The organism is Stenotrophomonas sp. Ps181 (assembly GCF_025697425.1).
Classification (GTDB): domain Bacteria; phylum Pseudomonadota; class Gammaproteobacteria; order Xanthomonadales; family Xanthomonadaceae; genus Stenotrophomonas; species Stenotrophomonas sepilia.
In genome coordinates, this window is the sequence record NZ_JAHWBI010000003.1 from 191,819 (window position 1) to 205,670 (window position 13,852).

A 13,852-nucleotide genomic window follows, 5' to 3' on the forward strand; every position below is an offset into this window, starting at 1 on the left:
TCCTGCCGCCACTGATGAAGCATTTCGTCCTGCCTTCGCGCCGTGGTCCATTGGCCCGCGGCCTGGCTGCCTTGATGATGGGTCTGCTCCTGGCCACTCCGTACGCCAATGCGCAGCAGCGCAATCCGCTGCAGAAGATCGGCCACACCGTGCTGGACGAGCCGGCGGCCAGCTATCGCTTTGAACGTTTCGTGGTGGACAGCCCGGACCAGCAGCGCCGTTGGCGGGTGAACCTGGCGATTCCAGCCAGGGCCGGCAAGACCCCATCCCCGGTGCTGTACGCGCTGGATGGCAACGCCGTGGCCATGGTGCTGGACCAGCCGCTGCTGGCCGAGCTGGCCGCGCGCAAGGCGCCGCCGGTACTGGTGCTGATCGGCTACGACAACGACCTGCGCATCGATTCCAAGGCGCGTACCCGCGACTACACCGCGTGGATCGACCGTGCCGACGACGAGAGCGGCACGACCCAGGCAGTCGGCGGCGGCGCTGCGGCTTTCCTTGACGTGATCGAGCGCCGCATCAAGCCGGAAGTCGAGCGTCGCGCACGCATCGATACGCGGCAGCAGGCGCTGTGGGGCCATTCGCTGGGCGGGTTGTTCGTGCTCAATGCGCTGTACACGCGACCTGCCGCGTTCCAGTCCTATCTGGCCGCCAGCCCGTCGCTGTGGTGGAGCCAGGGCGCGGCGCTGGGTGATCCGGAGCAGCAGTTCGTGCAGAACGTGCACGGCCAGCCGGCAAAGCTCTGGCTGATGCTGGGCGGCGCCGAGCGCGTCGGTGATCGCGGCAAGCGCGATATGAGCAACCCGCGCGTGGTTGCGCATCTGCGCCGGATCGGTGGCGCCACCCCGGATGCGGCGATGCAGTTGTCCGAGCGGCTGGGCAAGGTGCCGGGCCTGAGCGTGCAGTACCGCGAGTTCGATGGCCTCGGCCACGGCCCGATGCTGCCGGCATCGTTCCACGCTGCGCTGCATGAACTGTATGGCGTGTCCGACCGCAGCGCCGGCGATGGTGCGCCCAGTGGCGGGGACAACGCCGGCGAATGAATGCCTTCGCACGCGATGCCGTGCGACCCCACTACCCAGGCGAGGCTGCCGGCGTGCAGCGGCCCAGGCAACCGATGACTCCCGCGCCACGTGGCGCGGCCTACGTGTGCAAGGAGCCTGCCATGTCGTTCCGTCCGTCTTTCCGCCTTACCTCTCTCGCCGCCGGCCTGCTGCTGGCGGTGACCGCCACCGCCCAGCCGGTGTTCGATCAGCCGGCCAACGCCACCTTCAAGGGTGAGGTTGTCTCGCGCGGTGAGAACGTGGTTCCCGGCAGCACTGCCGACGTGGTTGGTCGTGGCTTCGTGCCGGGCCAGAAGGTCAGCCTGCTGCGTGGCGACAGCGTGCTCAACACGCAGCCGCTGGTGGTCGATGCCGACGGCAACTTCAAGACCCAGCTGAGCATTCCGGCCGATGCGGTGCCGGGCACCCACCCGGTGGTGGTGCGCGCCAGCCAGCCGGCTGCAGCCACGGTGCTGAAGCTGCGCGTGTCGCCGCAGCTGCCGCTGTCCGGCCAGGCGCAGTTCGCCACCCAGTCCAACAAGCTGGTGCCGGGCCTGTACCAGTCCGCCTACAGTGCCGCCAGCAATGCAGTATTCGTGACCTCGGCGGTGGGTCGCCCGCCGGTGACCCAGTCGCAGCTGCTGAAGCTGGACCCGACGTCGCTGAAGGTGACCAGGGCGATCACCCCGGCGCAGGTGCCGGGCAGCACCAACGGCGCGGTGTACGCGGTCTACGGCGTCGGCGTGGATGACACCAACGGTAATGTCTGGGTCACCAATACCCGGCAGAACTCGATCGCGGTCTACCGCCAGAAGGACCTCTCGCTGGTCCACCAGTTCCCCGTCGACACCGTGCCACATGCGCGCGACGTGGTGGTCGACGGCGCCCGCGGCAAGGTGTTCGCGTCGGCCACTGGCGAGGACCACCTGTCGGTGTTTGACGCCCGGACCTTCAAGGAACTGCCGCCGGTGACGCTGGAGTCCGGCGTGGATGACGGCAAGTTCACGCCGATGAGCCTGGTGCTGGACGAGAAGGGCGGCAAGCTGTTCACCGTCAGCATCGGCACGCCGGAAGCGGCGGTGATCGATGTGGCCAGCGGCAAGGTCGAGAAGGTCATCGACCTGGGCAACGCGATCAGCGCCTCGGGCGTGGCCTTCGACGCGGCGCGCAACCGCCTGTACGTGGCCTCGCAGGGCACCGACAACCTGCTGATCGTCGATGTGGCCGCCGGCAAGGTGCTGCACGACGTGCCGGTCGGCGCCGGTGCGCTGAACGTCGCCTTCGATGATGCCTCCGGCCTGGCCTACGTCAGCAACCGTGGCGCTGGCACGGTCACCGTGGTGAATGGTGACGGCAAGGTGGTCGCCAATCTTGATGGCGGCACGCTGCCGAACCACGTCCGCGCCGATGGCAAGGGCAACGTGTTCGCGGTGAACAAGTCGCGCGGCGCCGAGGATCCGAAGGGTGACCGCATCACCCGCATCACCCCGAAGCAGTAAGTCACACGGTGGGGCGGCGTGCGCGTCGCCCTGCCAGCAAGGAGAACGAGCATGAACATCGCGTCCCGTCTGCGCCTGTGTGCGCTTCCGTTGGCTGTTTCGCTGGCGCTGTCTGCCTGCAGTGGCTCGTCAACGCCGCCTGATGCCGGCAAGACTACCGAGCCGCCCGCCGCAACAGCCGCTGCCGAAACCGCGTTGCCGGCAGGCTGGCAGCGCGTGGCCGGTGCCGAGATGCCAGCCGTGCACGGCCAGAAGGCGGTGCTGCCGGCCAAGGTGCATTCCGACGATGGCGCTGACATTGAAGTGGCCGACACCAGCCGGATCATTGCCGGTGGTGACGATGTGATCGCGGTGATCGAGGCGCTGGGCATGGGCAAGCAGGTCTTTGCCGCGCCGACCAACACCACCACCCAGGCCGGCCGGGCCGCGCCGCACCAGTTCCTGTTCAACCGCACCACCGGCGTGGAGGGCGTACTGAGCCTGCAGGGCTCGCTGTTCCTCGGCAACAGCCTGCGTCGCCACACCGAGCTGGCAAAGAAGCTGCGCGAAGTCGGTGAGCCGGCGGTGGTCATCGATGACCTGCAGCCGGCGCCGGACAAGGTGCGCAAGGTCGCCGCCGCACTAGGGCTGGCCGAAGCAGGGCAGGTACTTGCCACGCAGGTGCAGCGCCAGCTCGACGAGGCTGCAGCGATTGGCAAGGGCCTGGGCCATGCACCACGAGTGATCCACGTCTCGGCCACCGGCGCCGGTGGCTCTCCGACCGTCGCCGGTGCCGACAGTGCGTCGGCGCAGCTGATCGCACTGGCGGGCGGCATCAACATCGGCACCGATGCGGGGGTGAAGAACTACTCGCAGCTGAGCAATGAAGGCGTGATCGCCGCGGCACCGGAAGTGATCCTGGTGACTGAGCACGACCTGCAGCTGTTCGGCGGTGCCGAAGGCCTGTGGAAGGCGTACCCGACGCTGAAGCAGACCCCGGCCGGGCAGGCCAATCGGGTCTGGGTGATGCCGGATGTGCAGCTGAAGTACACCAGCGTGGGCTCCGGTGCGGGTGCACTGGCCCTTGCCGAGGCTTTCGCGGCGATGCCGAAGGCATGAGTCCAGCGGATCGGCGCCGCCGTCGTGGGCGGATGATGTTGATGGTGGCGTTGCTGGCCCTGCTGGGGGCCGTGCTGGCGTCGTTCGCCGTAGGTCCGTTGCGGTTGCCGCCGCTGGAGGTGATGCAGGCGCTGGCGGTGAAGCTGGGCCTGCTTGATCCGCAGGCGGTCAGCAACCGCGATCTGGCGGTGGTCTGGCAGCTGCGCATTCCGCGTGCCCTGTTGGGCGCGATGGTCGGTGCGTCGCTGGCGATGGCCGGTGCCAGTCTGCAGGGCCTGTTCGGCAATCCGCTGGCCGACCCCGGCATCGTCGGTGTCAGCCAGGGTGCTGCGCTGGGTGCAGTGGCTGCCATTGTTCTCGGCGCTGCAGGTGCCGCCGGTTGGCTGGTGCCGGTTGCCGCCTTCGTCGGTGGTGCCCTGGCCATCGGCCTGACCTATGCGCTGGCGCGGCCGGGCAAGGGCAGTGGCAATGCGACGCTGCTGCTGGTCGGCATCGCGATGGCCGCGTTCTGCTCGGCGCTGATTGGTTTCCTCACTTACATTGCCAGCGAAAGCGAGCTGCAGTCGCTGGTGTTCTGGCAGATGGGCTCGCTGGCCCGTGCCAACTGGGCCGACGTGGCCGCCGTGGCACCGCTGTTTGCCATCGGTGTGCTGGCACTGCAACGGTTGGCAACGCCGCTGGACATGCTGGCGCTGGGCGAGCGCCAGGCCCAGCATCTGGGACTGGATGTGACCCGCACGCGCCGTCGACTGGTGGCGTTCAGCGCGCTGCTGGTCGGGGCGGCGGTGGCGTTTGCGGGCTCGATCAGCTTCGTCGGCCTGGTGGTGCCGCACGTGGCGCGCCTGCTGGTGGGCCCCGGCCATCGCTGGTTGCTGCCGTTGTCCGGCCTGCTGGGTGCACTGCTGATCGTGGTGGCGGATACCGCCGCACGCACGCTGGATCCGCCGGCGGAGATTCCGCTGGGCCTGTTCTCGGCCGCGCTGGGTGCGCCGTTCTTCCTCTGGCTGGTGCTGCAGCAGCGCCGCAAGGCGGTGCCATGAGTGTGCTGTTGAAGCTGCACGATGTGGTGGTGCGCCGCCAGCAACGCGAGATCCTGTACGGCATTTCGCTGGCGTTCGAACCGGGTACGGTGACCGCACTGGTGGGCCCGAACGGTGCGGGCAAGTCCACGCTGTTGGCGGTCGCGGCCGGCGACCTGCGCGCCGATGCGGGCGAGGTGAGCCTGTTGGGCAGGCCGCTGGCCAGCTACAAGGCGGGGCCGCTGGCGCGCGAGCGCGCGGTGATGCCGCAGGAGCACGGCGTGCGTTTTGCCTTCAGCGTCGAAGAGGTGGTGGCGATGGGGCGATTGCCGCATCCGCCGGACCCGGTCACGGACGATGCCCGGGTGGAGGCGGCCATCGATGCCGCTGAACTGCAGGCGTTGCGCCTGCGCGAGGTGCAGCAGCTGTCTGGTGGTGAGGCCGCCCGGACCACGTTCGCGCGCGTGCTGGCGCAGGACACGCCGCTTCTGTTGCTTGATGAACCGACCGCGGCGCTGGATCTGCGCCATCAGGAGCGCACGCTGCGCAGTGTGCGTGCGTGTGCCGAAGCCGGTGCGTGCGTGATCGTGGTCCTGCACGACCTCAATCTGGCCGCGGGCTATGCCGACCGCATCGTGCTGCTGGAGCAGGGCAGGGTGGCGGCCGATGGCACGCCGCTGCAGGTGCTCACCGAAGACAACCTGCGGCGGGTCTACCAGCAGGATGTGGTGGTGCTGGAGCATCCGCGGCGCGGGGTTCCGCTGGTGGTGGTGACCTGAGCGAAGGTCCGCCAGGTTGCTCCGGGTATCATGGCGGCTTCGTTTTCTTCAATGGACTGATGCCATGTTCCGCACCGTTACCCGCAGCGTGCTGCTTGCCGCGATGATTGCTTCGGTGTGCGCTGCCAATGCAGCCTCGACCTCCCAGGTTTCGCTGACCAACGCGGCCGAGAATGCCTCGCTGATCGAAACCCGGCATTCCAGTGGCGAGGGGGCCGCTGTGGCCTCGATGAAAACGCAGTACTTCGCCAACGAGGAAATGTCCGTGAGTTGGGATGACCAGCAGGTGCTGGTGCTTTGCAAGGAGGCCGCATACCTGCAGATTCCTGCCGCCAAGCTCAAGGCCGGAGCGCTGGCCACCGAGCAGCGGCAGATGATCGTCTATCAGGCACTGATGTCCGGCTTGGGGGCTGTCGCGGGTGTTGTCGGGCCGGCAGGCGAGGTGGTGACCGTGGCGGATGACGGCAGCGAGACCCGCAGGGTTGGCGAGAACAGCTGGGCATACGGTATCGAGCGCTACGACGTGATCAGTCAGCGGCTGCCGGATGGTGCACTTCGGGTCCGAACCCGCAAGACGGAAACCGTGAACACCACGCCGCCGGCGGGTCCGGACGACACATTCAGCACCGAGGAGGATCAGGCGGCGCGCCTGGCTGAGTTGGCGCCGGTGGGGAGCTGGATCGAGGTTGTGATTCATGGCGGCCCCCGACAGGCACAGGTGGATCCGGCGATGTCGTTGCAGGGGTGGATGTCGATGGGGGATGACCAGGCCGCAACGGTGGCCGAGGCGCGCAGGCTGCACGGCTGCAAGTAGAGGCTGAGAGGGGTCAGATCGCTTTGCCCAGGGGCAAAGGGATCTGACCCCGATCATTGTCGGCTTCATCGTTCCATTTATGTTTGCAATATTCACTTGCGCGCCAGATTGGCAGGTCTAGAATGCGCCCCATGAACCGGATGCCGCTCCTGAAGTTTTTCACCCTGACCCGCGCAAGCGCGGAACGGGCGTGTCTGCCTGGAGCCCCACGGAGCCGCTGAAGCGGCTATCGCTGGATGATCCACAGAGCGCCCTTCGGGGCGCTCTTTTCGTTTCTGCAGTTCCATTTCCCCTGACCCGACGTACCGCAAGGAGAACGTGCCATGCACCAGATCGCCGAGACCGAACGCTAGCCGCGCACCCTGTCGCCAACCGGGGTGCGCGGCCCCCGAAGTTGGCTTTGCAGGAACCTTTCTCATGAACACCCAAGTCCTTTCCCGCCGTCGCAACCTTGGCATCATTGCCCACATCGACGCCGGCAAGACCACGCTGACCGAACGACTGCTGTGGAAAAGCGGCGAAATCCATCGCGTCGGCGAAGTGCACGATGGCAATGCGACGACCGACTTCTCGGCGATCGAGCGCGAACGTGGCATCACCATTGGCGCGGCTGCCGTGCAGGCGCAGTGGGCGCCGCGCGACCTGCCGCCGCATCGGCTGACCCTGATCGACACCCCCGGCCACATCGACTTCGCGATCGAAGTCGAGCGTTCACTGCGCGTGCTTGACGGTGCTGTGGCCGTGTTCTCGGCCGTGGATGGCGTGCAGCCGCAGTCCGAAACCGTGTGGCGCCAGGCGCGTCGCCACCGCGTGCCGTTGATCGCTTTCGTCAACAAGATGGACCGCGTCGGCGCTTCATTCGAGCGCGTGCTGGAGCAGCTGCAGGACAAGCTGCGCGCGCGGCCGTGGGCGCTGGGCGTGCCGTTGGGCAGCGAAAGCGGCTTCCACGGCTGGGTCGATCTGGTCGATGAGCGCGTGCTGCAGTGGCAGGAGGGCGCCGCAACCACGGTGATCCCTTGGGACGAAGCGGCACGGGCCCAGTGGCAAGCCCAGCGCGATGCGCTGGTCGAGGCCGTGGCCGATCACGATGAGCAACTGGCCGATGCCTGGCTGGAAGGTCGCGTGATCGATGCCGGGCAGCTGCGCGCGGCGATCCGCCGGGCGACGCTGGCGGGTGCGGGCGTGCCCGTGCTGGCCGGTGCTGCGTTCAAGGACAAGGGCATCGAAACGCTGCTCGACGCGGTGGTCGATTACCTGCCGTCGCCGCTGGATCGCCCGGCTGTCAGTGCCGAAAGCGATGAGGGCGAGGTGGTGCTGCCGCCGGATCCGGACGGTCCGCTGGCCGGTCTGCTGTTCAAGATCACCCACCAGCAGCACGGCGCGCTGAGCTTCGTGCGGCTGTATTCGGGCACCTTGAAGGTGGGTGATGCGGTGGCCAGTTCGCAGCATCCGCAGGGTCGGCGTGTCAGTCGTCTGGTGCGGGTGCAGGCCGACCAGACCCATGACATCGAGCAGGCCGTGGCCGGTGACATCGTCGCGGTACTGGGCTGGAAGGATGCGGTCAGTGGTGAAACGCTGAGCGGTCGTGAGCAGCCGCTGCGCCTGGAGAACATCCAGGCACAGGCACCGGTGCTGGCGTGGCGGTTGGAACCGGCGCGTGCGGCCGACCTGATCCGGATGGCACAGGGTTTGGCCAGCCTGGCCCAGGAGGATCCGTCGTTCCGCGTCGAGACCGATCGCGACACGGCGGAGACCCTGGTCTGGGGCATGGGCGAGCTGCACCTGGAGGTGATGGTCGAGCGCCTGCGCAGCGAATGGAAGGTCGACGTGGCCGTAGGTGCGCCGCGCGTGGCCTACCAGGAGACGCCGATGCGCGCGATGACGGGCGTCGTCGGGCGGCTGGTCAAGCAGACCGGAGGCCAGGGCCAGTTCGCGCACGTGGTGCTGGATGTGGCGCCGCGCGACGACGACCTTGTCGTGTTCAACGACCGCATCGTCGGTGGCGTGGTGCCGCGCAGCTTCATCGCGGCGGTGGAAAAGGGCGTGCGTGCTGCACTGTCGGAAGGTCCGCAGGGTCATCCGGTGGTCGGCATCGAGGTCAGTCTTGTCGATGGCCAGACCCATGCCAAGGACTCTTCGGAGATGGCGTTCCATCGCGCAGGCGCCGAGGCGATCAAGGCGGCGCTGGCCGAGGGTGGCACGCAGCTGCTGGAGCCGGTGATGGCGGTGACGGTGCATTCGCCTTCGGCGTCGGTGGGTGATGTGGTCGGCGACCTCAACCGGCGCCATGGCCGCATCGCCCGCATCGAGGACCAGGACGGTCGTGCCGAGGTCAGTGGCTTCGCGCCACTGGCGCAGCTGGTGGGTTACACCACCTCGCTGCGTTCGCTCAGCCAGGGGCGGGCCAGCAGTGAGGCGCACCTGCACGGCTATGAGCCAGTACGCGCGGCATAGGCAATGTGAGGGGAGCCCGTTCGCGGGCTCCCTTTTTTCGCATTGCCGTGAGTCCCGTATCCACGCCATGCGTGGATGACACCGCGTTCGTGCGCGAACGTTTGCATTGCGCCGCAACAAATCTGTAGAAAAAGCTGGATTAAAGTGATGCCTCACGATAAATTGCGCACCCCCCGTTGCTCGCCGCCGCCCGCACCCCTCTCATGCGTGATGACAAAGACCCCGGAACCCTGGAGCTGACCCTGCCGCGCAAGCGCGGTCGTCCGCCCAAGTTCGGGTACGCGATGAGCGATGCGCAGCGGGCGGCGCGCTATCGTGCGCGCAGGGCGGGGCAGGCCAACCATGCCGACGTGCGTTCCTGCAGCGACATGGTGCTGCTGGACAAGATCCGTGCGGCGGTCAGTGCCCGCGATACCGAGCTGGCCGGTTTCCTGGTCCACGTACTCTGGCAGCGCTACCCCCTGCAGCTGAAATAGTTCGCCGGTGGGGTGGCCGTTGTCATCGAGCTTGTTGATAATGCGGGATTCAGGTTGTTCCCGCTGGCGTGCCCGGGATGGCAGGCGCGCATGATCGAACGGTTCCCAACATGACCACCACCAGCGACACCACCACCGAAGCGGCGCCGAGCGGCGCCCCCCTGTTCTATACCCGCCCGGTGCCGCTGCAGGCCGATGTGCATGCCGATCTGCGCATCCTGCCGGGCAGGCTGGAGTTCGCCGCCGGCAACAATGCCATTCCGCTGGTGCTGGGCGAGTTCTCGCTGGCCCTGCACCACTTCCCGATCCTGTTTGCCGGCCCGAGCGCGGTTCCGATGGCTGCCGTGGGCGTGTCCGACCAGAACCTGTTCATCAAGGATGGCCTGTGGGAAGACGAGGCCTACATTCCCGCCTACCTGCGCCGCCACCCCTTCATCTTCATCGACACCGGCGCGGAGAATGATTTCCTGCTGGGCATCGACGAAGAGAGCCCGCGCGTGGTCAAGGGGGGCGAGGAAGGCCAGCCGCTGTTCGTTGACGGCAAGGCCACCGAGATGGTGCAGCAGGCCCTGGAATTCTGCGGCCAGTACACCCGCGAACACGAACAGACCCAGGCCTTCTCCAAGGCCCTGGTCGACAACGGCCTGCTGGTCGAGCGCAATGCCACCGTGCGCACCCCGGATGGCCGGGAGTTCAACCTCAACGGCTTCCTGGTCGTGGACGTCGAGAAGTTCGTCGCGCTGCCGGAAGCAACCGTGGTCGAGTGGCACCGCAGTGGCTGGCTGGCACTGATCCACCAGCACCTGATGTCGCTGGGTCGCTTCAATGACCTGACCCGTCGCCAGGTCGAGCGTCTGGCCGCGTGATCAAGGGGTTGGGCAGGGTTCCCGCAGCGCGGGCGCCCTGTCCGGCCTGCAGTACACCCAGCAGGCGACGTGCGTCGGCCCAGTCCGGCGTGGCGTCCTGCGCCAGATCGACCAGCTCGGCCGCGATGGCGGCGTGCTCGCGTTGACCCAGCATCTGTAGCGCGCCCTGCAATCGGTGCGCGTGATGACCGAGCGCCGATGCGTCTGCGTGATCGACGATCCGCTCGATCCTGCTGAGTTCATCGCAGATGTCGGCGCTGTAGGCCGCGTCCATTTCAGTCGCCTGCTCAAGCGCGTCCGGGCTCTGCGGCGCCGGAATGCCCAGCGCGGCGAGCAGTTCGGCGGCGCGCAGCGGCTTGGCCAGCACCGCGTCGAAACCCGAGCGGCGGCAACGCGCGTGGTGACGTCGCCCGGTGCGGGCAGACAAGGCGATCAGGCGGGCCGGATGCCCGCCACGGGCGCGCAGTTCGCGTGCCAGTGCGTAGCCATCGATGCCACGCAGCCCAATGTCGATCAGCACGGCAGGGCGGGGGTGGCGTATCTGTTCGGCCAGCGCGCTGGCCGCGTCTTCCAGGGCACATACCTCGGCGCCCCAGCGCCGCAACTGTTCGGCAATGACGTGGCGACTGAGTGCGTGGTCCTCCACCAGCAGCAGTTGCAGCCCGGCCAGCGGCGTGCCCTCCACGGGCATGTCCCGGACACTCTCGGCAGAGTCAGCTGCGCACACCGGCAGGCGCAGGATGAAGCGGCTGCCGCGACCGAGGACGCTGTGCACGGTCAGATCGCCCCCCATCGCACGTGCCAGCTCGCGTGCGATGGAAAGCCCGAGGCCACTACCGCCACGCTGATGCCCACCGCTGCCTTGACGGAAAGGCTGGAACAGTTCGGCTACCTGTGCTGGCGCGATCCCGATCCCGCTGTCGATCACCTCCAGCAGCAGCTCTTGCGGCCGCGCTGCTGGAAGCAGCCGCAGGCGCAGCTCGATGCCGCCGATATCACTGAACTTCACCGCATTGGCCAGCAGATTGCTGGCAATCTGGCGCAGCGCATCAATGTCCACCAGAATGATCGGAGAAGGTTCGGTCGGGGCGTCAAGATGCAGCTGCAGGCCTTTCTGTTGCGCCTGTGGCCGAATGGCCTCCAGTGCCTGCCGGCAAAGCCGGGTCGCATCACAGGCTTGTGCATGCGGCCTGAAAGCGCCGCTGGCGAGGCGCGAAAAGTCCAGTGCACGATTCAACAGGCCGCGCAGGGATTGGCTGGCGCTGCTGGCAGCGGCGAGCAGATCGCGCTCGCCTTTCGGCAGTGTCGATTGTCCAAGCAGCTCGATCGAGGCCAGTACGGCCTGTGCCGAATTGCGCATCTCGTGACTGATCATCCCGATGGCCTGCGCGCTGCGACGGTCGCCCCGTACCCGCAGGTGACGGGTCAGGGGCCACAGCAGCAGGGCGACCAGCAGAGGGGCCAGTAGCAGCCAGCCGCGCGGGGGCGAGGCCTGCATCCAGTCCAGTGCGTTTCCCGCCGCCGCCGGCAGGGTCTGGCCTGCCCACAGGTGGAGCAGGCTTGCATGCTCCTCCAGCGTGATCTCCCGCAACGCCTGTCCGATGCGTTCAAGCAGCTGCTGGTCTTCCCGGCGGACGAGCAGGTAGAGGTCGGTGGAGAAGTCGCTGTCGAATGGCTGCAGGCGCAGGCTGCCGTTGAAATGGCGTCGAACCAGCGGGCGCAGCGTGGATTCCAGGCCAATCGCCACGTCGGCCACGCCGGATTGGACTGCCGCCAATGCGGCGTACCGATCAGGCAGCTGCTGCAGCCTGATCTGAGGATGATGCGCGCGCAGCCAGCCGGCGTAGGGCCCGCCTTCAACGACGGCCACGACCCGGCCGTCGAGCTCGCGTATCTCCCGTGGCAGCCATTCGCCGGCGCGCCCTGCCAGCAGGGTGGCGCCACCCCGGAATCGGCTGGACGCTGCAAGGTCGGGGCAGGGCAGCTTCTGGTGTCTCGCGCCGCCAAACACCATGACCAGGTCGGCCTCGTGATGGCACACAGCGAGGATTGATGCGACGGTCGTCGGGTAGGGCTGTTCCAGGAAGCTGAGTTGGGCGTGACGCGCCACCAGGTTGGCGTAGCCATGGGCGAGCGTCGGCGGTGATGACGGATCGGCCATCGCCGCGGGCACGGGGCGTAGGGACGGGGCGGTGGAGACCCGTACGCTGCTGCCCGGCGGCCAGCGTGGTGACCGGATATCTTCCGCCGACGCGGCGGGAAGGAGAAGCAGTACCAGCAACCCCAGGAGCAGCAGGCACGGGCGCAATGGCGCGTGGCGCCTCACGGCGACTCCAGCCGTTCACGCAGCGCATAGATCTCCACATCGCTGCGCAATCCCAGCTTGCGCAGCACCGCGCCCTTCTGTGTGCTGACGGTCTTGATGCTGCGGTGCCGGCGCAGCGCGATCTCCGATACGGTCAGGCCTTCCAGCAGCAGCTCCAGCACCTCCCGCTCGTTGCGGCTGAGCTCGCCACGATCACCGGCCAGCCTGACGTCCGGCGGAACCCGGATCAGGCCCTGGAAGACGCGCACGATGGCGTCGGACAATGCCGCAAGGGGTTCGGCCTTATTGACGAATCCACTGAGTCCGGCATCGATCAGGCTGTTGAGATTCGTGGTGGGAGAGAGTGTCGCGAAGGCCAGCATTGGCGTGCGAGGGAATTCGCGGCAGAGCAGCGTAACCAGCTCAATACCGCCCAGGTCGCCACGGGCGAGCGTGAGATCGATGATGGCCACATCCACGGGCATGCGGTGCAGGCTGTCGATCAGCGCACCGCTGCAACCATGGCTGGCGACGATGTCGAACCGGAGATCGCCTGACAGGTGCAGGGCGGTGCCGCGACGGACGACTTCATGATCGTCCAGGAGCGCCAGGCGAAGCCGGCGCGGTGCAGGAAATCCATTCATGCGCGGGAGGTGATCAGCGCCCATGGGCGTGGCCGCCATTCTGGCGCCGCTGTCGCGTCGAACATCGAATTTGTTGCGTTTTTACGACTATTCCTAAAGATCGATGGATGATCTCCATCGATAAGAGCTGATCCATGGGCTGGACGTATTGTCGGGTTGAAAGCCGCCGGGACGCAGTGTCCTGGCGCGCTCTCGCTGGGTACAGGTGGCCTGGGTTGCAGGGCTGCCGGCACCCTTCGAGAGGGGAGTAATGTAACGCGTCACGCCGAAGTGCCCGGTCACCCGCGAGCCGAGCAGCGGGCGGTTGCGCGATCTATCGCACCGACTGCGGTACGCGCCTCAGCTTTGCGGTGTCGTAGCCCATGGCCGCGATGCGCTGCACGGCGCCCTGGTAGTCGCTGTCGGATACGTGCGGGGTACGCGCCATGTACCAGACATAGTCGCGCTTGCTGCGTGCGACGATGGTCTGGCCATAGTCGTCGTCCAGCCAGGCAATCACATACTCGGCCTGGATCGGCCAGATGAACTGCATGCCCCAGATCGCGCCATTGCCGTTCTTCTCGACCCGTCCAACCGGGTGCATCGACTTCTGCGGGGCGTCGAAACTGCCCTTGCGATAGGTGAAGGTCGTCTGGATGCGCCCGTCCGGCCGCAGTGCATAGCTCTCCACCGCGTCGAAGGCCTCGCGCTCCGGCCACGAGGGGATGTGGGCGATCACATACCAGTCGCCCATGAAGCGCGGCACGTCCACCGAGGGCGGGCGGGGCAGGGGGCGGGTATCGCTGGAGCTGCAGCCGGAACCGAACAGGCTCAAGGCCAGCAGGGGAAGCAGGGAGCGCATGCGCATGTCACACC

Annotated in this window: 12 protein-coding genes; 9 read left to right on the top strand and 3 right to left on the bottom strand. The window is 67.3% G+C overall.

Going from position 1 to position 13,852, the window contains the following annotated elements:
* Positions 1 to 14: 14 nt before the first annotated feature.
* From KXV01_RS07805 to KXV01_RS07845, 9 genes are all read left to right on the top strand, one after another.
* The gene (locus KXV01_RS07805; protein ID WP_049412816.1) at positions 15 to 1,043 is read left to right on the top strand and encodes an alpha/beta hydrolase-fold protein; all 1,029 of its coding nucleotides are present in this window, start codon (positions 15 to 17) and stop codon (positions 1,041 to 1,043) included.
* 122 nt (positions 1,044 to 1,165) lie between these two features.
* Positions 1,166 to 2,542: an ATP-binding protein gene (locus KXV01_RS07810; protein WP_099495651.1), complete on the top strand. Its 1,377-nt coding sequence runs from the start codon at positions 1,166 to 1,168 to the stop codon at positions 2,540 to 2,542.
* A 51-nt stretch (positions 2,543 to 2,593) separates the two neighbouring features.
* On the top strand, positions 2,594 to 3,640 hold the full coding sequence (locus KXV01_RS07815) for an ABC transporter substrate-binding protein (protein WP_263467653.1): 1,047 nt from the start codon (positions 2,594 to 2,596) through the stop codon (positions 3,638 to 3,640).
* Positions 3,637 to 4,680: an iron ABC transporter permease gene (locus KXV01_RS07820; protein ID WP_049412822.1), complete on the top strand. Its 1,044-nt coding sequence runs from the start codon at positions 3,637 to 3,639 to the stop codon at positions 4,678 to 4,680. The genes KXV01_RS07815 and KXV01_RS07820 overlap by 4 nt, the downstream gene beginning before the upstream one ends.
* Entirely contained in the window at positions 4,677 to 5,438 is a 762-nt protein-coding gene (locus KXV01_RS07825) for a heme ABC transporter ATP-binding protein (RefSeq protein ID WP_164283646.1), read from the top strand. Before KXV01_RS07820 ends, KXV01_RS07825 begins: the two co-directional genes overlap by 4 nt.
* Before the next feature lie 64 nt (positions 5,439 to 5,502).
* The gene (locus tag KXV01_RS07830; RefSeq protein WP_049412825.1) at positions 5,503 to 6,252 is read left to right on the top strand and encodes a hypothetical protein; all 750 of its coding nucleotides are present in this window, start codon (positions 5,503 to 5,505) and stop codon (positions 6,250 to 6,252) included.
* A 417-nt stretch (positions 6,253 to 6,669) separates the two neighbouring features.
* On the top strand, positions 6,670 to 8,706 hold the full coding sequence (gene fusA, locus KXV01_RS07835) for an elongation factor G (RefSeq protein WP_099495648.1): 2,037 nt from the start codon (positions 6,670 to 6,672) through the stop codon (positions 8,704 to 8,706).
* Positions 8,707 to 8,909: 203 nt separating this feature from the next.
* Positions 8,910 to 9,182, top strand: coding sequence for a hypothetical protein (locus KXV01_RS07840; RefSeq protein WP_005409616.1), 273 nt, complete (start codon positions 8,910 to 8,912; stop codon positions 9,180 to 9,182).
* Positions 9,183 to 9,292: 110 nt separating this feature from the next.
* Positions 9,293 to 10,048 (top strand): SapC family protein, encoded by a 756-nt coding sequence (locus KXV01_RS07845; RefSeq protein ID WP_099495647.1) that lies wholly within the window; start codon positions 9,293 to 9,295, stop codon positions 10,046 to 10,048.
* Here KXV01_RS07845 and KXV01_RS07850 read toward each other — a convergent pair.
* The 3 genes from KXV01_RS07850 to KXV01_RS07860 all read right to left on the bottom strand — a co-directional run bounded on the left by KXV01_RS07850 (position 10,005) and on the right by KXV01_RS07860 (position 13,844).
* Entirely contained in the window at positions 10,005 to 12,209 is a 2,205-nt protein-coding gene (locus KXV01_RS07850; RefSeq protein WP_240458983.1) for an ATP-binding protein, read from the bottom strand. The genes KXV01_RS07845 and KXV01_RS07850 overlap by 44 nt on opposite strands.
* A gap of 161 nt (positions 12,210 to 12,370) precedes the next feature.
* On the bottom strand, positions 12,371 to 13,021 hold the full coding sequence (locus tag KXV01_RS07855) for a response regulator transcription factor (protein ID WP_240458981.1): 651 nt from the start codon (positions 13,019 to 13,021) through the stop codon (positions 12,371 to 12,373).
* Between the two features lie 289 nt (positions 13,022 to 13,310).
* A complete protein-coding gene (locus KXV01_RS07860; RefSeq protein ID WP_049439632.1) occupies positions 13,311 to 13,844 on the bottom strand; it encodes a lipocalin family protein in 534 nt (177 codons plus the stop codon).
* Positions 13,845 to 13,852 lie beyond the last annotated feature (8 nt).